At 70.1% G+C, this 23,879-nt stretch carries 14 protein-coding genes; all 14 read left to right on the forward strand.

Annotation, left to right across the window (positions count from 1 at the left end):
• Positions 1-16 precede the first annotated feature (16 nt).
• The 14 genes from mrdA (at position 17) to OHS70_RS24800 (ending at position 23,862) form a co-directional block, all read left to right on the forward strand.
• Positions 17-2,182, forward strand: coding sequence for a penicillin-binding protein 2 (gene mrdA / locus OHS70_RS24735; RefSeq protein ID WP_328400610.1), 2,166 nt, complete (start codon positions 17-19; stop codon positions 2,180-2,182).
• Between the two features lie 3 nt (positions 2,183-2,185).
• Positions 2,186-3,388 carry a rod shape-determining protein RodA gene (gene rodA, locus OHS70_RS24740; RefSeq protein ID WP_328400612.1) on the forward strand — a complete coding sequence of 401 codons (1,203 nt, stop codon included), beginning with the start codon at positions 2,186-2,188 and terminating at the stop codon, positions 3,386-3,388.
• 93 nt (positions 3,389-3,481) lie between these two features.
• Positions 3,482-5,089: a CYTH and CHAD domain-containing protein gene (locus OHS70_RS24745; protein ID WP_328400614.1), complete on the forward strand. Its 1,608-nt coding sequence runs from the start codon at positions 3,482-3,484 to the stop codon at positions 5,087-5,089.
• A 193-nt stretch (positions 5,090-5,282) separates the two neighbouring features.
• Positions 5,283-7,202 (forward strand): TIGR03960 family B12-binding radical SAM protein, encoded by a 1,920-nt coding sequence (locus OHS70_RS24750; RefSeq protein WP_328400616.1) that lies wholly within the window; start codon positions 5,283-5,285, stop codon positions 7,200-7,202.
• Between the two features lie 197 nt (positions 7,203-7,399).
• Positions 7,400-8,551 carry a hypothetical protein gene (locus tag OHS70_RS24755; RefSeq protein ID WP_328400618.1) on the forward strand — a complete coding sequence of 384 codons (1,152 nt, stop codon included), beginning with the start codon at positions 7,400-7,402 and terminating at the stop codon, positions 8,549-8,551.
• A gap of 122 nt (positions 8,552-8,673) precedes the next feature.
• Positions 8,674-9,453, forward strand: coding sequence for a TIGR03936 family radical SAM-associated protein (locus OHS70_RS24760; protein ID WP_328400620.1), 780 nt, complete (start codon positions 8,674-8,676; stop codon positions 9,451-9,453).
• Positions 9,454-9,686: 233 nt separating this feature from the next.
• Positions 9,687-13,595, forward strand: coding sequence for an Rne/Rng family ribonuclease (locus OHS70_RS24765; protein ID WP_328400622.1), 3,909 nt, complete (start codon positions 9,687-9,689; stop codon positions 13,593-13,595).
• Positions 13,596-13,909: 314 nt separating this feature from the next.
• Positions 13,910-14,230, forward strand: coding sequence for a 50S ribosomal protein L21 (gene rplU / locus OHS70_RS24770; protein WP_256523109.1), 321 nt, complete (start codon positions 13,910-13,912; stop codon positions 14,228-14,230).
• 14 nt (positions 14,231-14,244) lie between these two features.
• Complete coding sequence (gene rpmA / locus OHS70_RS24775; RefSeq protein ID WP_328400631.1) at positions 14,245-14,499, forward strand: 50S ribosomal protein L27; 255 nt, start codon at positions 14,245-14,247, stop codon at positions 14,497-14,499.
• Positions 14,500-14,610: 111 nt separating this feature from the next.
• The gene (obgE, locus tag OHS70_RS24780; RefSeq protein ID WP_328400633.1) at positions 14,611-16,047 is read left to right on the forward strand and encodes a GTPase ObgE; all 1,437 of its coding nucleotides are present in this window, start codon (positions 14,611-14,613) and stop codon (positions 16,045-16,047) included.
• A 492-nt stretch (positions 16,048-16,539) separates the two neighbouring features.
• Positions 16,540-18,567 carry a glycosyltransferase family 4 protein gene (locus OHS70_RS24785; protein ID WP_328400635.1) on the forward strand — a complete coding sequence of 676 codons (2,028 nt, stop codon included), beginning with the start codon at positions 16,540-16,542 and terminating at the stop codon, positions 18,565-18,567.
• Between the two features lie 213 nt (positions 18,568-18,780).
• Positions 18,781-20,280, forward strand: a complete 1,500-nt coding sequence (locus tag OHS70_RS24790) for a bifunctional cytidylyltransferase/SDR family oxidoreductase (protein ID WP_328400637.1) — start codon at positions 18,781-18,783, stop codon at positions 20,278-20,280.
• A gap of 157 nt (positions 20,281-20,437) precedes the next feature.
• Positions 20,438-22,495: a hypothetical protein gene (locus OHS70_RS24795; protein WP_328400639.1), complete on the forward strand. Its 2,058-nt coding sequence runs from the start codon at positions 20,438-20,440 to the stop codon at positions 22,493-22,495.
• 164 nt (positions 22,496-22,659) lie between these two features.
• Positions 22,660-23,862: a glycosyltransferase family 2 protein gene (locus OHS70_RS24800; protein WP_328400641.1), complete on the forward strand. Its 1,203-nt coding sequence runs from the start codon at positions 22,660-22,662 to the stop codon at positions 23,860-23,862.
• Positions 23,863-23,879: the final 17 nt, after the last annotated feature.

The raw sequence follows: 23,879 nt of genomic DNA on the forward strand, positions 1-23,879 counted from the left end.
CCGAGGGGGCAGCAGCGTGAGCAACATTCCGGAGACCGGGCGGACCCCCCGGGTCCAGATCCGGCTCGTCATCATCCAGGTCCTCGTCGTCTCCCTGCTGCTCACACTCGGCGGCCGCCTCTGGTACCTCCAGATCCGCAACGGCGACGAGTACACCAACGAGGCGAAGAACAACCACGTCCAGCAGGTCGTCCAGCCCGCCGTACGCGGCTCGATCCTCGACGCCCGCGGCGTACCGCTGGCCGACAACGAGACCCGGCTGGTCGTCTCCGCGTCCCGTACCGAACTGCTGAAGATGAAGGACGACGGCAAGGGCGTTCTCACCCGGCTCGCCGGTGTTCTGGGCATGAAGCCCAAGGACGTCATGGACAAGGTCCGGCTGTGCGACTCGCAGACCCCGCAGCCCTGCTGGAACGGCTCCCCGTACCAGCCGATCCCCGTCACCGACGAGGCCACCACCCAGCAGGCCCTGCAGATCCGCGAACGCGCCGAGGACTTCCCCGGGATCACTGCGGAGCCCACCGCGGTACGCCGTTACGCCGCGCCCGGCAAGGCCAACACCGCCCAGGTGCTCGGCTATCTCTCGCCCGTCACCGACGAGGAGATCGAGAAGGCCAAGGACACCGACTCGCCGTTCCTGCGCTCCGACCAGGTCGGCCGTTCCGGAATCGAGCGCACGTACGACAAGGCGCTGCGCGGCAAGGCCGGCGTCACCCGCTACGAGGTCGACAACCTCGGCCGGGTCATCGGCGAGGCCGAGCGCGACGAGGCCCGGGCCGGCGCCAACCTCGTCACCTCCATCGACGCCCGCGTCCAGGCCGTGGCCGAGTACGAGCTCCATCACGCGATGAAGGAAGCCCGCAAGGGCTTCGACAGGAACACCGACGAGAACTACAAGGCCGACGCCGGTGCCGTCGTGGTGATGGAGAACAAGACCGGCCGCATCATCTCGATGGCCTCCCAGCCCACGTACGACCCCAACGCCTGGGTCGGCGGCATCTCCGCCAAGGACTACGCCAGGCTTACCGGCAAGAAGTCCAACTTCCCGCTGCTCAACCGCGCCATCCAGGGCCAGGCCGCCCCCGGCTCCATCTTCAAGGTGATCTCGTCCACCGCCGCGGTCAACGCCGGGTACGAGTTCGACGGCAACTACCCCTGCCCCAGCTCCTACTCGGTCGGCGGCCAGGTCTTCAAGAACTTCGAGTCCAAGGGCTACGGCAGCATCAGCCTCGGCCGCGCCCTGGAGGTCTCCTGCGACACCGTCTACTACGGGCTCGCCCACCGCGAGTGGCTGAAGGACGGGGGCATGAAGCCCAAGAAGAAGACGGACGACTGGTTCTACAAGACCGCCCACCAGTTCGGCCTCGGCAAGGAGACCGGCATCGACCTCCCCAACGAGGTCACCGGCCGGGTCCCCGACCGCCAGTGGAAGCAGCGCTTCTGGGAGGCCAACAAGGTCGGCTGGTGCAAGCAGGGCAAGAAGAACGGCACGTACGTCGAGCGGATCGCCTACGAGGGCTGCCTCGAGGGCAACCTCATGCGCGCCGGTGACTCGGTCAACTACTCCATCGGACAGGGCGACACGCTCGTCACCCCCATCCAGATGGCGACCATCTACGCGGCCATCGCCAACGGCGGCACGCTGTACGACCCCACCATCGGCAAGGCGATCATCAGCGCCGACGGGAAGACGGTCGAGCCGATCAAGCCCAAGGCGCACGGCAAGCTGCCGATGGACCGCAAGACCCGCAACCAGATCGACAAGGCCCTCGCGGGAGTCACCACCGTCGGATCGGCCGCCTGGCGCTTCGGCGGGTGGCCGCAGGACAAGATCCCGATGCACGCCAAGACCGGCACGGCCGAGGTCTACGGCAAGCAGACGACCTCCTGGTTCGTCTCGTACACCCGCGACTACACGATCATCATGACGATCGCCCAGGGTGGTACGGGATCCGGCGCCTCGGGCCCCGCGGTCCGCAAGATCTACGAAGCGATGTACGGCCTCGACGAGGAAGGCAACCAGGACCTGAAGAAGGCCCTGCTGCCGAAGCCCCAGCAGGGCCTGCCGAAGATCGGCACGGACGGCACGATCGACTCCCCGAGCATCAGGCCGTACCAGCCCAGGAAGCCGAAACCGGCCGACGAACAAGTGCTCGCGGTCGCGCCCGCGCGAAGGGACTGAGGCATGGCCGGCGCCAATGGATTTTCCGTCTCCGGGTACGGCCCCGAGCGAGGGGGACTGTGGGCCCAGCTCACGGCCCGCGACTCGGTGGTGCGCAAGCTGGACTGGCCGATGCTGTTCTCCGCGCTCGCGCTGTCCTTCATCGGCACGCTGCTGGTGTGGTCCGCGACCCGTGGCCGCACCGAGCTCAACCAGGGAGACCCGTACTACTTCCTGTTCCGGCACGTCCTGAACACCGGCATCGGCCTCGCCCTGATGGTCGGAACGATCTGGCTCGGACACCGCACCCTGCGCGGCGCCGTCCCGGTGCTGTACGGGCTGTCCGTCGTGCTCGTCCTGCTGGTGCTCACCCCGCTGGGTGCCACCATCAACGGCGCGCACGCCTGGATCCAGGTCGGCGGCGGCTTCTCCCTCCAGCCCTCGGAGTTCGTGAAGATCACGATCATCCTGGGCATGGCGATGATGCTGGCCGCCCGTGTCGACGCCGGCGACCTGGCCCACCCGGACCACCGCACGGTCGCCAAGTCGCTAGGCCTCGCCGTCGTGCCGATGGCCATCGTGATGCTGATGCCCGACCTCGGTTCGGTGATGGTCATGGCGGTGATCGTGCTCGGCGTACTGCTCGCCTCCGGCGCCTCCAACCGCTGGATCCTCGGTCTGCTGACCGCCGGAGCCACCGGAGCGGTCCTGGTCACCATGCTCGGGCTGCTCGACGAGTACCAGATCAACCGTTTCGCGGCCTTCGCCAACCCCGAGCTCGACCCGGCCGGCGTCGGCTACAACACCAACCAGGCACGGATCGCGATCGGCTCGGGCGGGCTGTACGGCGCCGGGCTGTTCAACGGCCACCAGACCTCCGGGCAGTTCGTGCCCGAGCAGCAGACCGACTTCATCTTCACCGTCGCCGGCGAGGAGCTCGGCTTCCTGGGCGCCGGACTGATCCTGGCGCTGCTGGGCGTGGTCCTGTGGCGTGCCTGCCGCATCGCACGCGAGACGACCGAGCTGTACGGCACGATCGTGGCCGCCGGGATCATCGCCTGGTTCGCGTTCCAGTCCTTCGAGAACATCGGCATGACGCTCGGCATCATGCCGGTGGCCGGACTGCCGCTGCCCTTCGTGTCGTACGGCGGCACCTCCATGTTCGCGGTGTGGATCGCGATCGGGCTGCTTCAGTCGATCAAGGTGCAGCGGCCCATAAGCGCATAGTCCCGTGCCGGGTCCGCCGCCCGACGGGCTGTTGTGGTGGCGGACCCGGGCGTGGGGCTGCCATGGAGCTGCCGGTCCGACTAGATTCAATTCATGGCGGACACGAAGCGCGAGATCGAGCGGAAGTACGAAGCCACTCCCGGTACCCGGCTGCCGGACCTGGCCAAGGTGCCCGGCGTGTCGGACGTCGTCGGCAGAGGGGTGGTGGAGCTCGATGCCGTGTACTACGACACCGCGGACCTGCGCCTGGCCGCCGACGGGATCACCCTGCGGCGCCGCGTCGGCGGCGCCGACGAGGGATGGCACCTGAAGTTCCCCGTTGCCACCGGCATCCGCGACGAGATCCGTGCTCCGCTCGAGGACACGCTCCCTGGATCTCTGGCCGGGCTGATCCGCTCCCGTACCCGCGACGCCGCCGTCACCCCCGTTGTACGGCTGAGGTCCTCACGGGACGTCAGCCATCTGGTCGACGAGCCCGGCGGGCCACTCGCCGAGGTCAGCGTCGACACAGTCAGCGCCGAACGCCTCACGGACGGCGGTGGCACAGCGACCTGGACCGAGATCGAGGTCGAGCTCGCCGACGACGGCGACCCGGCACTGCTCGACGCGGTCGACAAGCGCCTGCGTAAAGCGGGCGTGGAACCGTCGGCATCGGCGTCCAAGCTGGCCCGGGCCCTGGCGGAAACGGAACCTGGCGCCCCGGAACCCGCTGCCGCAGCCGGTGCGGCCGCGGCGCCGGACGACACGGCGGGAAAGGCCCCGAAAGCGGCCGAGGCGGCCAAGGCCGTCAGGGACCGCGGCGCGCGGCTGAAGGAGAAGCACGCAGGGGAGTACGTCCTCGCCTATCTGCGCGAACAGCGGGACGCGATCGTGGCGCTCGACCCCGCCGTACGGCGTGATCTCCCCGACGCGGTCCACCAGATGCGCGTCGCCACCCGCCGGATGCGCAGCGCCTTCAAAACATTCAGGAAGATCATCGACCGGGACGTCACCGACCCGTTCGGGGACGAGCTCAAATGGCTCGCCGGAGAGCTCGGCGTCGCGCGCGACCAGGAGGTGCTGGCCGAGCGGCTGCGGGCCCGGATCGACGCGGTACCGAAGGAGCTGCGGCTCGGCCCGGTCAGGGGAAGGCTGCGGATCTGGGCGAACGCCCACCGGGCGGGCGCCCGCCGCCGCTCGATCGCCGTACTCGACAGCAAGCGCTACCTCGCACTGCTGGACGCGCTCGACACCCTGCTCGACGACCCGCCGCTCCTCAAGGCCGCCCGCAGCGCGCCCCACGACGCGCTGCCCGAGGCCGTCATCAGGGACTACGAGCGGCTGGCCGGCCGGGTGGAGCACGCCCTCGACCTCCCTGCCGGTCATGACCGCGATCTCGCCCTGCACGACGCCCGCAAGGCCGCCAAACGCGCCCGGTACGCCGGAGAGGCCACCACTCCGGCCCTCGGCAAGCCCGCCAGGAAGTTCGCCAAACGGATGAAGGCGGTGCAGACCCTGCTCGGCGACCACCAGGACAGCGTCGTCGCCCGCGACACCCTGCGGGACCTCGCCGTCCAGGCCCACGCGGCCGGGGAGTCCGCGTTCACCTGGGGACTCGCCTTCGGCCATGAACAGGCCCTGGCCGCGCAGCGGGAGCGGGAGCTGCCCGCGGTGTGGGAGAAAGCGTCGCGGCCCGGGCTCCGCGCGAGGCTCGCGGCGTGACCGAGCGGGCGGACGATCGTTTTGTCGGTGCACGGTCCCCGCGTACGCGGGGAAGATCCCGTCCTGACCGGCCGGTGTGCTCCCACGGTCGACTGCTCCTCGTCGCCGCGAGGGTGTTGCGATCACCGCGCCGGGGCCACTCTCGATCGGGTTACGCTTGAGAGTCGCCCCCGCCAGCTCACGAAGGTTCGAGATGTCCGAGTCGGTCTTCCCACAGCTCGAAGCTCTGCTCCCGCATGTGCAGAAGCCCATCCAGTACGTCGGTGGTGAGCTCAACTCCACGGTCAAGCCATGGGACTCCTGTGACGTCCGCTGGGCGCTCATGTACCCGGACGCGTACGAGGTCGGGCTGCCCAACCAGGGCGTCATGATCCTCTACGAGGTGCTGAACGAGCGCGAGGGCGTGCTCGCCGAGCGTACGTACAGCGTGTGGCCCGACCTCGAAGAGCTCATGCGCGAGCACAACGTGCCGCAGTTCACCGTGGACTCGCACCGTCCGGTGAAGGCGTTCGACGTCTTCGGCCTGAGCTTCTCCACCGAGCTCGGCTACACCAACATGCTCACGGCTCTCGACCTCGCGGGCATCCCGCTGAGCGCCGCCGACCGCACCGTCGACGACCCGATCGTCCTCGCCGGCGGCCACGCGGCCTTCAACCCCGAGCCGATCGCGGAGTTCATCGACTGCGCGGTCATCGGTGATGGCGAGCAGGCCGTGCTCGACATGACCGGGATCATCCGGGCCTGGAAGGCCGAGGGCCGCCCCGGCGGGCGCGAGGAGGTCCTCTTCCGTCTCGCCAGGACCGGCAACGTCTACGTCCCCGGCTTCTACGACGTCGAGTACCTGCCCGACGGCCGTATCGGCCGCGTCGTACCGAACAAGTCCGGCGTGCCGTGGCGGGTGTCCAAGCACACCGTCATGGACCTCGACGAGTGGCCCTACCCCAAGCAGCCGCTCGTCCCGCTCGCCGAGACCGTGCACGAGCGGATGTCCGTGGAGATCTTCCGCGGCTGCACCCGTGGTTGCCGCTTCTGCCAGGCCGGCATGATCACGCGCCCCGTGCGGGAGCGAAGCATCACCGGCATCGGCGAGATGGTCGACAAGGGCCTCAAGGCGACCGGCTTCGAGGAGGTCGGCCTGCTCTCGCTGTCCTCCGCCGACCACAGCGAGATCGGCGACATCGCCAAGGGCCTGGCGGACCGGTACGAGGAGGACAAGATCGGTCTGTCCCTCCCGTCCACCCGCGTCGACGCCTTCAACGTCGACCTGGCCAACGAGCTGACCCGCAACGGCCGCCGCTCGGGTCTCACCTTCGCCCCCGAGGGCGGCTCCGAGCGCCTGCGCAAGGTCATCAACAAGATGGTCTCGGAGGAGGACCTGATCCGGACCGTCGCGACCGCCTACGGCAACGGCTGGCGCCAGGTGAAGCTGTACTTCATGTGCGGTCTGCCGACGGAGACCGACGACGACGTGCTGCAGATCGCCGACATGGCGACGCACGTGATCCAGAAGGGCCGCGAGGTCTCCGGCTCGAACGACATCCGCTGCACCGTCTCGATCGGCGGCTTCGTGCCCAAGCCGCACACCCCGTTCCAGTGGGCCCCGCAGCTGAGCGCCGAGGAGACCGACGCGCGGCTGGAGAAGCTGCGTGACAAGATCCGCGGTGACAAGAAGTACGGCCGCTCGATCGGCTTCCGCTACCACGACGGCAAGCCCGGCATCGTCGAGGGCCTGCTCTCCCGCGGCGACCGCCGCATCGGCGCCGTCATCCGCGCCGTCTACGAGGCCGGCGGGCGCTTCGACGGCTGGCGCGAGCACTTCTCGTACGACCGCTGGATGGAGTGCGCGGCCAAGACGCTGCCCGAATTCGGCGTCGACGTCGACTGGTACACGACGCGTGAGCGTACGTACGAGGAGGTCCTGCCCTGGGACCACCTGGACTCCGGTCTGGACAAGGACTGGCTCTGGGAGGACTGGCAGGACGCGCTGGACGAGACCGAGGTCGAGGACTGCCGCTGGACCCCGTGCTTCGACTGCGGTGTCTGTCCGCAGCTCGGCCTCGACATTCAGATTGGCCCGACCGGCAAGAAGCTGCTGCCGCTGACCGTCAAGTAGCGCGCCGCTGCCGTCGGACAGGCAGAGAGATCGGGGAGAGCCCGGCCACAGGTGAAAGCCCGTGGCCGGGCTTTTTCGCGCCCACCGCGCCCGGGTTCGCGCATGCGACCGAGGCCGCCGGGGGTGTTCCGGACGCCGAGCGGGACAGAAAGCGCAGGTGGCGCATCCAGACGGGGCTTTCACGCGTCCTGTCTGGCATGGAGCTCGAGAAGTCGCCACAGACACCCCCGCCTACGCACTACGAAGGCGGGGAGGGCTGTCTGACCACGGCCGTCAGAATTCCGGTGCGGATCGTGGTGCTGCTGGTGGTGCTTCCCGTCCGCATGCTGTGGGATCTGCTGGTCGTCTGCGCCCGGGCGATCGACCGGACGCTGCTGCGACCGCTCGGCCGGGCCCTGGCGTGGCTCGGGCGGACCTTCGTGGTCATCCCGGTGACCTGGTTGTTCGAGAAGGTGCTGACCCCCATGGCCCTGGGCGTCTTCCGGCTGGCCGAGTTCGTCGCCAAGGCGCTGTTCTACTGGCCGTGGGTCGCACTGTGGCGGTATGTCCTCGCGCCCGTGGGGACCTACGGACTGATCGTGCCGGCGATGTGGATCCACCGGCAGCTGCTGACCCCGCTGGGTCACGGCATCGCCTGGATCCACCGCACCCTCCTGACCCCGGCCGGTCACGGCATCCTCGCCGCTCTGGCCTGGGTGGCCAAGGCGCTGTTCTACTGGCCGTGGGTGGCGCTGTGGCGGTACGTCGTCGTGCCCGTGGTGATCTACGGACTGGTGATGCCGGCGATGTGGATCCACCGGCAGCTGCTGACGCCGCTGGGTCACGGCGTCGCCTTCGTCTGCCGCGGGCTGTGGGCGGCCACGGTGTGGCTGGTCAAGACCCTGCTCGTGGCCCCGGTCGTCTGGGTGTACCGGCGCGTCCTCGCCCCCGTGGGCCGCGAGATCGTGGCGGCGGCCGAGGTCGCCTGGCGCGTCGCCGGATACATCTCGCGTGCCGTCGGCCGTGCGCTGAAGTGGATCGCCTGGAATCTGGCGGGCCGCCCGGCGAGGTGGTTCTACCGCAGTGTGTGCACCCCGGTCGGACACTTCGTGCGCGACGCCGTGTGGCGGCCGGCGAAAAGGGTCGCCGTCGAGGCGGGCCGCCAGGCAAGTGCCGCGCTGGCCTCGGCCCGCGACACCGTACGGCAGGCACGCCGCGACGCCTGGCGCGCGCTGGTCGGCGGTCCCCGGCAGCCCGAGTCCGTGACCGCCGCCCCGCGGCAGGCGCGTAACCTGGGTGGTACGCAACACCCACAGACCGTTCCCGGCGCGGCGGCCGGCCCCGAGATCTCCCTGCACAAGCAGGGGTGAGCCGGACGGCCCCGAGGGAACCCCGCACGTTGAGGGCGGGCGCGTCGCCCGCGTCCGCTCCGCACCGAGGAGAAGAACCACTGGGCAAGCGACAGCCCGAAGGCCCGCCGCCCGCACCTGCGGTGCAGCGCATCCGACTGCGCTACACCAAGCGCGGCCGCCTCCGGTTCACCAGTCATCGTGACTTCCAGCGCGCCTTCGAGCGTGCGCTGAGGCGTGCCGAGGTGCCCATGGCGTACTCGGCGGGCTTCACTCCGCACCCGAAGGTGTCGTACGCCAATGCCGCACCCACCGGCACGGGCAGCGAGGCCGAATATCTGGAGATCGCCCTCACCGAGCACCGCGACCCCGACAAGCTGCGCGAGCTGCTCGACGAGTCGCTTCCGGACGGCCTCGACATCACCGACGCCGTCGAGGCCCGTACCTCGGGTCTCGCCGACCGGCTCACCGCCTCCGTGTGGGAGCTTCGGCTCGACGGGGTGGAGGCGGGGGACGCCGAAGCGGCCGTCTCCGCCTTCCTCGCCGCCGAGACCGTCGAGGTCAAGCGCAAGACGAAGAACGGCATCCGGACCTTCGACGCCCGAGGCGCCGTGGCGGGCCTGCAGGCGGGTCATCCACAGTCCGATAGGCCGGAACAGGGGCCCTGTGCGATACTGCGCCTGGTTGTGCGGCACGTGACACCTGCCGTGCGACCCGACGACGTCCTGTCCGGTCTCCGAGCTGTGGCCGACCTGGCGCCGCCGGTCCCCGCAGCGGTGACCAGGCTGGCGCAGGGGCTCTTCGACGAGGAGTCCGGCACGGTGACCGACCCGCTCGCGCCCGACCGCGAGGCAGTCCTGGCCGCTCCATCCATGGCCGCCGGGACGGCCCCTGCGACGGCGCCGGAAGGTCCCGCCGCGTAAGGACGGTCGTCGGAGCGCAGCCCGTGCACTCGGGAGCCACCTGGGGCGGGCCGCGCTGAGACACAGAAGACTTTCGCCAGGCCGTGCGTACATCGCGTACGGAACCGGCGAGCCAGACATCAGCTCCCGTGCGGCGCCCGCGCCCCGGACGGCGGCACCGCGGATATCACGCGGGCCGCAGCCGGACCGGATTCAGGCGCGGCGCCCGGGAGCGCGACGGGAGAACCGCCCGCATGCTCGAGCTGAACGGACCCGGCACCGCCGGGGACACCAACGAAGAACACAACAACAACAGCCCCAGTGACACGCTGCCGCCGCGCCGCAGGCGCCGCGCCGCGTCGCGCCCCGCGGGACCGCCGACCGGTGCCGTGGAGGCAGCGGACGCCGATGTCGCGGCCGCGGAGGTCGAGGCCGGCGTGACCGAGGCCGCTCAGCCGGTTGTGGAGGCTGCCGCTGAGGAGGAGGCGCTTGCGCCGCGTGCGCGTCGTCGTGCCACGCGTAAGGCGACGGCGCCTGCCGGTGCGCCCCAGGCCGCGGAGGTCGAGGCCGGCGTGACCGAGGCCGCTCAGCCGGTTGTGGAGGCTGCCGCTGAGGAGGAGGCGCTTGCGCCGCGTGCGCGTCGTCGTGCCACGCGTAAGGCGACGGCGCCTGCCGGTGCGCCCCAGGCCGCGGAGGTCGAGGCCGGCGTGACCGAGGCCGCTCAGCCGGTTGTGGAGGCTGCCGCTGAGGAGGAGGCGCCTGCGCCGCGTGCGCGTCGTCGTGCCACGCGTAAGGCCACTGCACCCGCCGGTGCGCCCCACGACGCCGAGGTCGAGGCCGAGCCGGTCGTCGCCGAAGCCGAGGCTGAAGCCGAAGCCCCCGCACCGCGCGGCCGCACCCGCCGCCGGGCGTCCGCGCCTGCCGGTGCGCCCCAGGCCGCGGAGGTCGAGGCCGGCGTGACCGAGGCCGCTCAGCCGGTTGTGGAGGCTGCCGCTGAGGAGGAGGCGCCTGCGCCGCGTGCGCGTCGTCGTGCCACGCGTAAGGCCACTGCACCCGCCGGTGCGCCCCAGGCCGCCCCGTCCGACGAGGACGAGAGCGCCACCCAGGCGGGCGAGTCGCTGCCCGAGAGCGCGGTGGCCCAGATCGCCGCCGAGGAGCCCGAGGCCGCCGCCGCCGAGAAGGCCGCCGGCCGTGGCCGTACCCGCCGCCGTGCCGCGTCCGCCGAGTTCACCGCCGGCCGGCCGGAGACGCAGGCCCGTGCCGAGCAGGCCGAGCCGCCCGCGCGTGGCCGCCGCGCCGCACGGCCGGCCGTGCCCACCTTCCAGGCCCCCGTCTTCACCGAGCCCATGTTCCAGACCCCGGAGACGGCCGCGGCCGCGGCTGCTGCCGCGCAGCGCCCTGAGCCGGAGATCGACGAGGACGAGCACGAGGCCGTCGCCGAGGCACCCGCCGAGCCGGCCGGCCGCCGTCGCAGGCGCCGCCGTGGCGAGCCGGCCGAGGCCGTCGAGGCGCAGCCCGTGGCCGCCGAGGAGGAGGCCGCGGAAGAGGCCGAGCCCGAGCCCGAGCAGGCCGAGGGTGAGGCGGAGGAGTACGAGGACCGGCCGTCGCGCCGTCGCCGCCGGGGTGGCCGTCGCCGTCGCCGCGGAGAGGCCGCCGACACCGACGAGTCCGCCGAGGAAGCCGAGGACGAGGGCGAGGACGAGGGCGAGGAGGAAGGCGAGGACGAGGCCGGAACCGACACCCCCGCGGCTGCCGGTACGAGCAGCAGCCGCCGTCGCCGTCGCCGTCGCCGTCGCAGCGGTGACACCACCGATCTCGTGGGCGAGGACGAGCCGGAGCGCACGGTCGTCAAGGTCCGTGAGCCGCGCGCGCCGCGCAAGAGCGACGAGCCGTCCGACGAGGTGCAGTCCATCAAGGGCTCGACCCGTCTGGAGGCGAAGAAGCAGCGCCGCCGCGAGGGCCGCGAGCAGGGCCGCCGCCGGGTGCCGATCATCACCGAGGCCGAGTTCCTGGCGCGCCGCGAGGCCGTCGAGCGGGTGATGGTCGTCCGCCAGCACGGCGAGCGCACCCAGATCGGTGTCCTCGAGGACGACGTGCTCGTCGAGCACTATGTCAACAAGGAGCAGGCCACCTCGTACGTCGGCAACGTCTACCTGGGCAAGGTGCAGAACGTCCTGCCGTCCATGGAGGCCGCCTTCGTCGACATCGGCAAGGGCCGCAACGCGGTGCTGTACGCCGGTGAGGTCAACTTCGAGGCGCTGGGCATGGCCAACGGCCCGCGCCGTATCGAGTCCGCCCTCAAGTCCGGCCAGTCGGTCCTCGTCCAGGTGACCAAGGACCCGATCGGCCACAAGGGCGCCCGGCTGACCAGCCAGGTGTCCCTGCCCGGCCGCTACCTGGTCTACGTGCCCGAGGGCTCGATGACCGGTATCAGCCGCAAGCTGCCCGACACGGAGCGCGCGCGGCTGAAGACCATCCTCAAGAAGATCGTCCCCGAGGACGCGGGCGTCATCGTGCGCACCGCGGCCGAGGGTGCGAGCGAGGACGAGCTGCGCCGTGACGTGGAGCGGCTGCAGGCGCAGTGGGAAGAGATCCAGAAGAAGTCGAAGATGCAGTCGACGAGCTCGCCGAGCCTGCTCTACGGCGAGCCGGACATGACCGTCCGAGTCGTCCGGGACATCTTCAACGAGGACTTCACCAAGGTCGTCGTCAGCGGTGACGAGGCGTGGGAGACCATCCACGGCTATGTCTCGCACGTCGCGCCCGACCTGGCCGACCGCCTGGAGCGGTGGACCAGCGAGGTCGACGTCTTCGCGGTCAACCGGATCGACGAGCAGCTGATGAAGGCCCTGGACCGCAAGGTCTGGCTGCCGAGCGGCGGTTCGCTGGTGATCGACAAGACCGAGGCCATGGTCGTGATCGACGTCAACACCGGCAAGTTCACCGGCCAGGGCGGCAACCTCGAGGAGACCGTCACCAGGAACAACCTGGAGGCGGCCGAGGAGATCGTGCGCCAGCTGCGGCTGCGCGACCTGGGCGGCATCGTCGTCGTCGACTTCATCGACATGGTGCTGGAGTCCAACCGGGACCTGGTCATGCGCCGGCTGCTGGAGTGCCTGGGCCGGGACCGTACGAAGCACCAGGTGGCCGAGGTGACCTCGCTGGGTCTGATCCAGATGACCCGTAAGCGGGTCGGTCAGGGCCTGCTGGAGTCGTTCTCCGAGACCTGTGTCCACTGCAACGGCCGCGGTGTGATCGTGCACATGGAGCAGCCGAGCGCCGTCGGTGGCGGTGGCAAGCGCTCCAAGAAGCGCGGACGCGGCGGCGCGGCCGGTGCTGAGCACGTCCACGAGTACGAGGTCGCGGCCGAGGAGACCGAGGCCGAGGTCGTGGCGGAGGCCGCCGCGCCCGTCGCGCTCCCCGAGCCCGCGTTCGCCCCGGACGAGGAGCTGTACAGCAGCGCCGCCGAGGCCGAGGCCGCTGCGACCCGGGGCCGCGGCCGTCGCCGTGCCACCCGCAAGGTGTCGGCCCCTGCCGGTGCGCCGCAGGCGACCGAGGTCGTCGAGCCGGTCGCCGAGGCACCTGCCGAGCCGGAGCCCGAGCGCGCGGTCGTGTCCGAGGCCCCGGCTGAGGCCGAGCCCGCCCAGGAGGCGGCCCCCACGGGCCGTACCCGCCGGCGGGCCACCCGCAGGGCGTCGGCTCCGGCCGGCTCCCCGGCGTCGTCCGAGCCGGTGCCGGCGGAGACGACGATCAAGGCTCCCGAGCCCGAGGTGGTGGAGGCGGCTGCCGTCCCCGCCGCGCAGGAGGCTCCGGTCGTGGCCCCGCCGCGTGCGCGCCGCCGGGTGACCCGTAAGGTCACCGCGCCCGCGGGCTCGCCCTCCGGTGCCGAGGAGGCCGCTGTCGTCGTGGTCGCCCCGGCCGGGACCAAGGCGGAGGAGCCCGCGGCCGAGCAGGTCACGGGCGACGAGGCCGAGGCCGGCGCTCCGGCCAAGAAGGCGGCCCGCAAGACCGCCAAGAAGGCCACCGCGAAGAAGGCGGCGGTCAAGAAGACGGCTGCGAAGAAGACGACGACGGCGAAGAAGACGGCCGCGAAGAAGGTCGCGAAGAAGACCGTGGCCGCCGAGCAGACGTCGCTTCCGGAAGTCTCCGCGGACGCCTCGTAGGCACGACGCACAACGGCTTGTGGGCCCTTCCCGTCAGGGAGGGGCCCACGGCCGTTCTCCGGCCCCTCAGTGCCCGCGGACGTGCCGGGGAGGTCCGGTGCACCATGGAGGCGACGGCCCCGGGAGGACCCGGTTTGACCCCCGGGACGGCGGTCCGTAACCTAGTCCCTCGGCGTGTTTCCTTATGCGCCCACCCCTGAGCAACTCCCTCTCGGTCCGCCGGGAGAGGCCGCTCGTCCATTCGGATCATCCGGGCCCGGCCCGTGTGAGCGGCTGGCATCAGGGGATTCGTTCCGAGCGAGAGAGAGATCCGCGTGTACGCCATCGTGCGCAGCGGTGGTCGCCAGCACAAGGTTGCTGTCGGCGACATCGTTGAGGTTGACAAGATTTCCACTGCCCAGGTTGGCGACACGGTCGAGCTCTCGACCCTGCTCGTTGTCGACGGCGACGCCGTGACCAGCGACCCGTGGGTGCTGGCCGGTATCAAGGTCACCGCCGAGGTCGTGGACCACCACAAGGGCGCGAAGATCGACATCCTTCGCTACAAGAACAAGACCGGCTACCGCCGTCGCCAGGGTCACCGCCAGCAGTACACGGCGATCAAGGTCACCGGCATCCCCACGGCTGCGAAGTAAGGGACTGAGGAGAGATGGCACACAAGAAGGGCGCATCGTCCACCCGGAACGGTCGCGACTCCAACGCTCAGCGGCTCGGCGTGAAGCGCTTCGGCGGTCAGGTCGTGAACGCCGGTGAGATCCTGGTCCGCCAGCGTGGCACCCACTTCCACCCGGGCGCGGGCGTCGGTCGCGGCAGCGACGACACGCTGTTCGCCCTGCAGCCCGGTGCGGTCGAGTTCGGCACCCACCGTGGCCGCAAGGTCGTGAACATCGTTCCGGTCGCCTGACCGGTTCACTTCGAGGGGCGGACCTCACTTCCCGAGAGGGAAGCAGGTCCGCCTTTCGTGTGTTGACAGTTAGACATTTCCCTACGTACGTCACCAACTGGAGGCATTTCCATGACCACCTTCGTGGACCGCGTCGAGCTGCATGCCGCCGCGGGTAACGGAGGCCACGGCTGCGCCTCCGTTCACCGGGAGAAGTTCAAGCCGCTCGGCGGGCCCGACGGGGGCAACGGCGGGCGCGGCGGCGACGTGATCCTGGTCGTCGACCAGTCGGTGACGACGCTGCTCGACTACCACCACAGCCCGCACCGCAAGGCCACCAACGGCAAGCCCGGTGAGGGCGGCAACCGCTCCGGCAAGGACGGCCAGGACCTGGTCCTGCCGGTCCCCGACGGCACCGTCGTCCTCGACAAGCAGGGCAATGTGCTCGCCGACCTGGTCGGCCAGGGCACCACGTACATCGCCGCCGAGGGCGGTCGCGGAGGCCTCGGCAACGCCGCGCTGGCCTCCGCCCGCCGCAAGGCCCCCGGCTTCGCCCTGCTGGGCGAGCCCGGCCGGTCGGGTGATGTGGTCCTGGAGCTCAAGACCGTCGCCGACGTCGCGCTGGTGGGCTACCCGAGCGCGGGCAAGTCCTCGCTGATCTCCGTCCTGTCGGCGGCCAAGCCCAAGATCGCGGACTACCCGTTCACCACGCTGGTCCCGAATCTGGGCGTCGTGACGGCCGGGTCCACCGTCTACACCATCGCGGACGTGCCGGGTCTGATCCCGGGCGCCAGCCAGGGCCGCGGCCTGGGCCTGGAGTTCCTGCGCCATGTCGAGCGCTGCTCGGTCCTGGTGCACGTCCTGGACACCGCGACGCTCGAGTCCGACCGTGACCCGGCCTCCGACCTCGATGTCATCGAGGAGGAGCTGCGGCAGTACGGCGGCCTCGACGACCGCCCGCGCATCGTGGTCCTCAACAAGGTCGACATTCCCGACGGCCAGGACCTCGCCGACATGATCCGCCCGGAGCTGGAGCAGCGCGGCTACCGCGTCTTCGAGGTCTCCGCGGTGGCTCACAAGGGCCTCAAGGAGCTGTCCTACGCGCTGGCCGAGATCGTCGCCGAGGCGCGGGCCGCCAAGCCGGTGGAGGAGGCGACCCGTATCGTCATCCGCCCCAAGGCGGTCGACGACGCGGGCTTCACGGTCACGCTGGAGGAGGACGGCCTCTTCCGGGTGCGCGGCGAGAAGCCGGAGCGCTGGGTGCGCCAGACGGACTTCAACAACGACGAGGCCGTCGGCTATCTGGCGGACCGCCTCAACCGTCTCGGTGTCGAGGACGAGCTGATGAAGGCCGGCGCCCGGTCGGGCGACGGCGTGGCCATCGGCCCCGAGGACAACGCGGTCGTCTTCGACTGGGAGCCGACGGTGACGGCGGGCGCGGAGATGCTCGGCCGCCGCGGCGAGGACCACCGCTTCGAGGCCCCGCGTCCGGCGGCGCAGCGTCGCCGGGACCGTGACGCGGAGCGGGACGAGGCGATGAAGGAGTTCAAGGGCTTCGAGCCCTTCTAGTCCCCTGAACCTCCGGCGACTGTTCCCTCTCTGAACCTCCGGTGACGCTGAGCGGAGTCCGGCGCAGCCACCCTGAGCACGTGAGCCCACCCTGGGCCGAGCGGTGCGAGGGTGGCTGCGCCGTTTTCGCAGGTCGGCGGCGGCTTGCAGGGGAGCCGGCGCAAGGCCGTGAGGCGCCCCGTGCCGGGCGGGGCCGGTGCGAACGCCGGAGGCCCGCTCCCAAGGCGGCGGCGCCGCACATGCGCCTGCGTGTGCCCGGGTCACACGCGTCCCGTCGTGTGGAGGAGCCAACCGTTCACACCTTCTGGCCGTCTCATCCGGGTGAAGGCGGGAAAACTGCCCAACCAGTCCGGCAATCCGCGACAAGGCGGACAAGTTGGTACATGTCGTAATATTCCGGCTGGGGTGCCCTCGCCAGGACAAGCGTCACCGAGCCTGCGAGCCGAAACGTGACCGCCCGTTGGTTCCTGAGCAGAATTGAGCGGAGCACCGATGAAGATCTCCTTCCTCATTCACACCGTTTACGGCATAGGCGGAACCATCCGCACGACGCTGAATCTGGCTGGGGAGCTGGCCAACCGCCACGAGGTCGAGATCGTCTCCGTCTTCCAGCACCGTGACACCGCCGCCTTCGCGATCGATCCCCGCATCACTCTCGTGCCGCTCGTCGACACCCGCCCCGACAGCCCCGGCAACGACCTGGAGAATCCTCTCTTCTCCCAGCCGTCCAAGGCCTTCCCGCAAGCCGAGGCCCGCTACAAGGAGTACAACCAGCTCGTCGACGAGCGGGTACGTGCCCACTACGCCGACTCCGACGCGGACATCGTCATCGGAACCCGCCCCGGACTCGTCGCCTATGTCGCCCAGTTCGCCCCGCCCGGCGCAGTAAGGGTCGGGCAGGAGCACATGACGCACAACCACCACAAGGGGGCGCTGCGCGAGGAGATGTACGAGCACCTCGACGCCATCGACGCCTTTGTGACGGTCTCCGAGGGCGATGCGGCGGTCTGGCGGGACAAGCTGCCGCTGCCCACCACCCGGGTGCTGTCCATACCCAACAGCGTTCCCGAGCCGGCCGTCGCGCCTTCGGACGGCACCGGCCGGACCATCGTCGCGGCCGGCCGGCTCTCGGCCGAGAAGCAGTACCACGTGCTGCTCGACGCCTTCGCCAAGGTCGCAGCCGTCCGCCCCGACTGGGTGCTGCGGATCTACGGCTCCGGTGACCAGCGGGAACGGCTCCGCGCCCGCATCGACGAGCTGGCGCTCTACAACCAGGTCCACCTCATGGGCGCCCACTCGCCGATCGAACCCGAATGGGCCAAGGGGGCCATCGCGGTTTCCACCTCGCGCCACGAGTCCTTCGGCATGACGCTGGTGGAGGCCATGCGCTGCGGCGTACCGATGGTCAGCACCGACTGCGACTACGGCCCGCGCGAGATCATCCAGGACGGTGTCGACGGGCTGCTCGTCCCGGTGGGTGACGTCACCGCGATCGCCCAGGGCCTGCTGCGGCTGATCGACGACGAGGGGCTGCGCCGCGGGATGGCGAAGGCCGCTGCCGACAACGCCCGCCGCTTCGATCCGGGTGTGGTCACCAAGCAGTACGAGGCGCTGTTCGCGGAGCTGGTCGAGGACGCGTCCCGGCGCGAGACGGGCCCGGGGATCGCTCCGGTCGCCGATGTCGTGGTCGCGGGCGACGGCGAGGTGACCGTCACGCTGGCGACCCCGCTCCCCGAGGGCCTGGAACAGGGCGCAACGCTCGTGTGCACCCGTACCGGTGTCCAGTCGGACGTCCGCACCTTCGAGTTCGACGGGGGCGGCGCGGCACGGATCCCGGCCGGTGAGGTCTTCCCCGAGGGGCAGTGGAACCTCTTCGTCGAGATGGCCACGACCAAGGTCCGGGGCCGCGTCACCGCCCGCGTCATCGACCAGCGGGGAGCCATGCACGCCGCGCAGAGACCCGCGGGGGGCGGGCCCGTCCACAACCTCGTGCCGTACGAGGACAAGGCGAAGGGCAGCGCCCTGATGCTGCGAGCCTGGTCCCGGCCCGTGCACGCGGAGGCCGACGACGTCCGGCTCGACGGTATGCGGATCACTCTGACGGGCAGCCTGTACGGCGCGGCGACCGTGTCCGACGCCCCGGCGCTGCTGCTGCGCCGTCGCGGGAAGCCTGCGGGCGAACTGTCCTTCGCCGGGGAGAAGGAGGGCGAGCACGGCTTCCGGTTCACCTTCACCCCGGTCGAAGCCGTCGCCGCGCAGTTGACCGCGCACGACGTGTGGGACCTGCTCGTCCGCTACGCACCGAACAGCAAGCCGGTCAAGATCGGCAAGGTGCTGGACGACGTCGTGATGAAGAAGGACATCTACTCCTACCCTCGCATCGTCCGGCCCAAGAGGCGCACCGGCAGCCTGGTGCGCGCCATGGTCAAGCGGGCGCTGCACAAGCGGCAGCCCCAGGTCAGGGTCAGGGTCTACTACACGGTGTCCAATGATCTCGCTCTCAATGTGGTGGACCTGTAACCCGCCGCTGTCCCGCTCATGGGTGGTTCATACCACTCATGTGTGTGGCGTCCGTCACTCCTTCAGGGCGGTGCTGCGTGACCAAGAGCCCAGATCACCGGGTGAACAGAAGGTATCTCCGGTCCGTGGGGTGGGCGACACCCGCCTTGCGGGACGGTAACGCAGGGTGCAACCATCAGTTTTGTTCCCCAGCCCTCGCAAGGTAGGTCGTCTGTGTCTGTGCAGCACATAGCCAAACCCCGAACCACAGCAGTCGTGCTCGCCGGTGGCACCGGCCAGCGCGTGGGACTGTCCATCCCCAAGCAGCTGCTGAAGATCGCAGGCAAGGCCGTCATCGAGCACACACTGTCGATCTTCCAGCAGGCGGACTCCATCGACGACATCATCGTGCTGATGGCGCCCGGCTATGTGGCCGACGTCGAGAAGATCGTCGCCAAGGCGGGTCTGACCAAGGTGATCAAGGTCATCGAGGGCGGCACGACCCGTAACGAGACCACCGAGCGCGCCATCGCGGCCCTCGGCGAGGGCCTGGCCGAGGGTGAGGACCGCAACGTCCTGTTCCACGACGCCGTGCGCCCGCTGCTCTCCGCGCGTGTGATCCAGGACTGCGTGGACGCGCTGGAGCGCTACCAGGCCGTCGACGTCGCCATCCCGTCCGCGGACACGATCATCGTGACCCGCACCCACGGCGAGGACGGCGAGTTCATCACCGACGTCCCGGACCGCTCCCGGCTGCGCCGTGGCCAGACCCCGCAGGCCTTCAAGCTCTCCACCATCCGCAGGGCGTACGAGGTCGCGGCCGGCGACCCGAACTTCCAGGCCACCGACGACTGCTCGGTCGTGCTGAAGTACCTGCCGGACGTCCCGATCTATGTCGTCGCGGGCGACGAGTACAACATGAAGGTCACCCAGCCGGTCGACGTCTTCATCGCGGACAAGCTCTTCCAGCTCGCCTCGACCGCCGCCCCGGCCCAGGCCGACGAAGCCGCCTACCGCGAGCTGCTGGCCGGCAAGACCCTGGTCGTCTTCGGCGGCTCGTACGGCATCGGCGCGGACATCGCCTCGCTCGCCGAGTCCTACGGCGCCAAGGTCTACGCGCTGGGCCGCTCGACCACCGGCACCCATGTCGAGAACCCGGAGCACGTCGACGACGCGCTGTCCAAGGCGTACGCCGAGACCGGCCGTATCGACTACGTGATCAACACCGCGGGCGTGCTGCGGATCGGCAAGCTGGCCGAGACGGACAACACGACCATCCAGGAAGCGCTGAACGTCAACTACCTGGCTCCGGTGCAGATCGCGCGGGCCTCGCACAAGTACCTGGCGGAGACCAAGGGCCAGCTGCTGCTCTACACCTCCAGCAGCTACACCCGTGGCCGCGCCGAGTACAGCCTCTACTCCTCCACCAAGGCCGCCATGGTGAACCTCACCCAGGCTCTGTCGGACGAGTGGGCGGGCGACGGCATCCGGGTGAACTGTGTGAACCCCGAGCGCACCGCCACGCCGATGCGCACCAAGGCGTTCGGCACCGAGCCCGCCGGTACGCTGCTCTCGTCCGAGGCCGTGGCCCGTACTTCGCTGGACGTGCTGTTGTCCGAGCTGACCGGCCATGTCATCGACGTACGGCAGCAGGACCCGACCCGGGGCGCTTCCGAGGCATCGGGCTTCGAGCAGGCCCTCGCCGCTGTGCTGGACCGTCAAGAAGATGTGTAATACTTATTGACATTCATATTCGGGCCTCTGTAGTCGCCGTTACACAGCGCGCACTGCGGGGGCCCGAATCCGTGGAGGTCCCCCTTCACACGTCCTTCGCAAGGCACATATTCGGTACCTCTGGAGCAGGTTCTTCGTGATTTCCAAGGCCATTCGCATGGCACGCGTGGGCAGCGGATCCGAGCTGGCCGCGGCGCTGCTCTTGATGCTCGGATTCCCGTGCGTCATGCTCGCCGCGATAATCCCCAACCTCTGGTTCTTCGGGGCGGCGGTTGCGGTGACCTATCTGTCGGACCGCTTTCTGCACCAGCGCTCCAGCTATCTGATCAACCGTCTCGCCAAGGTGCGGGCCGGCCTGTCGATCCGTTTTCTGGTGCGCCAGCTGCTGCTGGTTCTGCTGATGGCACGCATGGGTCTCGCCGACGACGCGGTCTTCTACGTGACGGTCGCCTGCCTGCTCGGCTTCTACGGGCTCCAGGCGCCGCACGGTGCGATGGTCACCCTGCTGCGCCTGCGCCGCAGGCTGCCGGTCGTCACCCGCAACATCGACCTGAAGAAGTACGTGCGCATCCCCGACGCGCCGCCCAAGGGCCTGCTCGACCGCTCCGCGGAGAAGATGCTGCACCTGGACGTCTTCGCAGTCGTGGGCGTGATCCTCGCCATCGGGCTGAAGCAGAACATCTTCGCCTACGCCGGTCTCGCGCTGACCTCGGTGCTCGCCCTCGGCTACGTGGCGGCGCTGCTGCCCTATCTGCGACCGAGCCGCCTCGTACCGCCCGCGGAGAAGGTGCTGAAGGGCATCGACACCTGGCTCGGCGAGTACAAGCCGACGGTGATGCTGTACTTCTCCGGCTCCAGGGACTCGGCGTACCAGGTCAACATGTGGCTCGAGACGATGGCCAAGGTCGAGGGCCGTCCGGTGATCCTGCTGCGTGAGCGCAACATCGTGCCGCAGCTCGCCTCCACCTCCGTGCCCGTGCTGTGCGTGCCCGGCGGGGTGCACCTGATGAATCTGGACCTGTCGTCCGTGCGGGTCGCGCTGTACGCGGCCAACGTCGGCAAGAACATCCACCTGCTGCGGGTACCGACCATGAAGCATGTCTTCATCGGCCACGGCGACAGCGACAAGCTCGCCAGCGTCAACCCGTTCAGCAAGGCGTACGACGAGGTGTGGACCGCCGGCCGCGCCGGACGTGACCGGTACGCCCTCGCCGACGTCGGTGTGCGCAGCGAGGACATCGTCGAGGTGGGCCGTCCCCAGCTGGCCCCGATCAAGACCTGGACCGGCGCACCCGCGAACCCGGTCCCGACCGTGCTCTACGCCCCCACATGGGAGGGCTGGGACGACAACCCCGGCAACACCTCCCTGCTGCTGGCCGGTGAGAACATCGTCAAGCGGCTCCTGAACGCGCAGAAGCCGGTCCGGCTGATCTACAAGCCGCACCCGTTCACCGGCACCCGCAGCCCCAAGGCCAAGGCCGTGCACCAGCGCGTCACCGCGCTCGTCGAGCAGGCCGCCGCGGCCCGCGCCGCCGACCCCCGCTGGGCCGAGGAGGCCGCGTCCCACGCGGCCGGGCAGGCCGAGGCCCGCGCCGAACTGCAGCGCATCGAGGCACGCCTCGCCGAGCTCGCGGGTACCTCGCGCGTCGGCGGGGACGAGGCCGAGCTGTCGCGCGAGTCGGTGGCCGACCCGGCGCGCGAAGCGGAGACCGCGCAGCTCAAGGACGACTGGAACGCCGCGTACTGGCGCTCCTTCGGCTGGTGGGAGCACAAGGTCATCACCGGTCCCGAGCCGCGTCTGTACGACTGCTTCAACGAGTCGGACGGCATGGTCTCGGACATCTCCAGCGTGGTGTCGGACTTCATCGCGAGCGGCAAGCCGTACGCGGTCACCGACTCCGCGGGTCTGGGCGAGGCGGAGTTCAAGCGCCAGAACACCGCCGTTCGCGCCGCGGTGATCCTCTCCAACAGCGCTGCCGAGCTCGACGAGCTGCTGGAAGCCGTCGCCGACCGGGCCGCCGACACGCGGGCAGAGGCGCGGCACGAGCTCAAGGAGTACCTGCTCGGCCCGGACGAGCCGACCTCCATGGAGCAGTTCAGCGCGGCTGTGCAGACGCTGGCGGCCAAGGCCGAGGCGCGCAACGCGGGGGTGGCACAGCGTCTCGCGGAGGCGGAGCCGACGCCCGGGTTCGACGACACGCCCGTGGGCGGCTGAGAGACCCGCATCACATCGCACATCGCAGCAGCGGCCTGGCGGCGTCCCTGAAGGGCGCCGCCAGGCCGTTTCATGTCCCGTTGGGGCATGTGCGCTGATTGCTCCGAATGCTCGGAGAGCCGAACAAGGCAACCTTTGTTCATGTCAGGTTGTCTTGTATGTCGATGAATGACAATCCTGCGCCTGACGTCACGGTAGTGGTCGGGGCCTATGAGGCCATGCCCTACCTGGTCCGTTGCCTGGAATCGGTGGAGTCGCAGACCCTCGGGGCCGACCGCATCGAGATCGTCGCGGTCGACGACGGGTCGACCGACGGCACGGGTGAGTACCTGGAGGAGTTCGCCGCCAGGTCCAAGGTCCCGACCACGGTCGTCCACCAGCCCAACTCCGGCGGCCCCAGCGGGCCGCGCAACCTCGGCCTGGGCCGTGCCCGCGGCCGCTATGTCTTCTTCCTGGACGCGGACGACTACTTCGGCGACGAAGCGCTGGAGCGGATGGTCGCCATGGCCGACCGAGCCGGTACGGACGTGGTGCTCGGCAGGATGGCCGGCGTCGGCCGCGGTGTGCCCGCATCCATGTTCACCCGCACCCTCGAACACGCCGATGTGCACACCTCCCGGGTCATCTACGCGCTCAGCGCCCAGAAGCTGTTCCGTCGCGCGACGCTGACGCGGCTCGGCCTGCGATTCGACGAGACACTCGCGACCGGTGAGGACGCGCTGTTCACCATGGAGGCGTATCTCGCGGGCGGCGGCGTGTCCGTAGTGGCCGACTACGACTGCTACTACCTCGTCGGCCGTGAGGACGGCAAACACGCGACCAGCAGGGGCAGTTACCCCGAGCGCTTCGAGGCGCTGCACGCCCTGATGCGGCTGATCGCCCGCCTCGAGCCGCCGGGGCCCAAGCGGGATCTGCTCATGGTCAGGCCTTTCACGGTCGGTCTGCTCCAGCAGTTCGGTCCCGCCCTGCTGCGGCGTCCCGAGCGCGAACAACTGCACCGGATGGAGCTGGCCGCGCCGATGACCCGGGCGTACTGGACCAAGGGTGTGGCCGACCGGATCAAGGTCGGCGAGCGGCTCGTCCTCACCTGCGTCGCCATGGGCCGGCTCGATCTGCTCAAGGACCATCTGGATTTCACCCGGGCCGAGCGGATCCCGGAGGTGATCCACCGTGGCCGCTCGGGCCGCCCGTACCTGTCCTATCCGCACTTCCGGGACGCAGGGGCGGGCATCCCCGACTCGGTCTACGCCGTGACGGTGCCGGACTGGTCCGGCAGCCGGCGCGTGCTGCCGGAGGGGCACCTGTCACTCGCACGGGCGGTGCGGGGGATCCGGCGCCGCACACGGAGGTTGAGAACCGGGCGGTAGGCAGGGGCGGAATACAC

The sequence above is a fragment of the Streptomyces sp. NBC_00390 genome (assembly GCF_036057275.1).
Lineage (GTDB): Bacteria > Actinomycetota > Actinomycetes > Streptomycetales > Streptomycetaceae > Streptomyces.

Bases quoted from the DNA above. Each gene is read 5' to 3' on its own strand.
- OHS70_RS24800 (WP_328400641.1), top strand. From the start codon at position 22,660: ATGAATGACAATCCTGCGCCTGACGTCACGGTAGTGGTCGGGGCCTAT.
- OHS70_RS24795 (WP_328400639.1), top strand. From the start codon at position 20,438: ATGGCACGCGTGGGCAGCGGATCCGAGCTGGCCGCGGCGCTGCTCTTG.
- OHS70_RS24755 (WP_328400618.1), top strand. From the start codon at position 7,400: ATGGAGCTCGAGAAGTCGCCACAGACACCCCCGCCTACGCACTACGAA.
- rodA (WP_328400612.1), top strand. From the start codon at position 2,186: ATGGCCGGCGCCAATGGATTTTCCGTCTCCGGGTACGGCCCCGAGCGA.
- rpmA (WP_328400631.1), top strand. From the start codon at position 14,245: ATGGCACACAAGAAGGGCGCATCGTCCACCCGGAACGGTCGCGACTCC.
- OHS70_RS24750 (WP_328400616.1), top strand. From the start codon at position 5,283: ATGTCCGAGTCGGTCTTCCCACAGCTCGAAGCTCTGCTCCCGCATGTG.
- OHS70_RS24745 (WP_328400614.1), top strand. From the start codon at position 3,482: ATGGCGGACACGAAGCGCGAGATCGAGCGGAAGTACGAAGCCACTCCC.
- OHS70_RS24765 (WP_328400622.1), top strand. From the start codon at position 9,687: ATGCTCGAGCTGAACGGACCCGGCACCGCCGGGGACACCAACGAAGAA.
- OHS70_RS24785 (WP_328400635.1), top strand. From the start codon at position 16,540: ATGAAGATCTCCTTCCTCATTCACACCGTTTACGGCATAGGCGGAACC.
- obgE (WP_328400633.1), top strand. From the start codon at position 14,611: ATGACCACCTTCGTGGACCGCGTCGAGCTGCATGCCGCCGCGGGTAAC.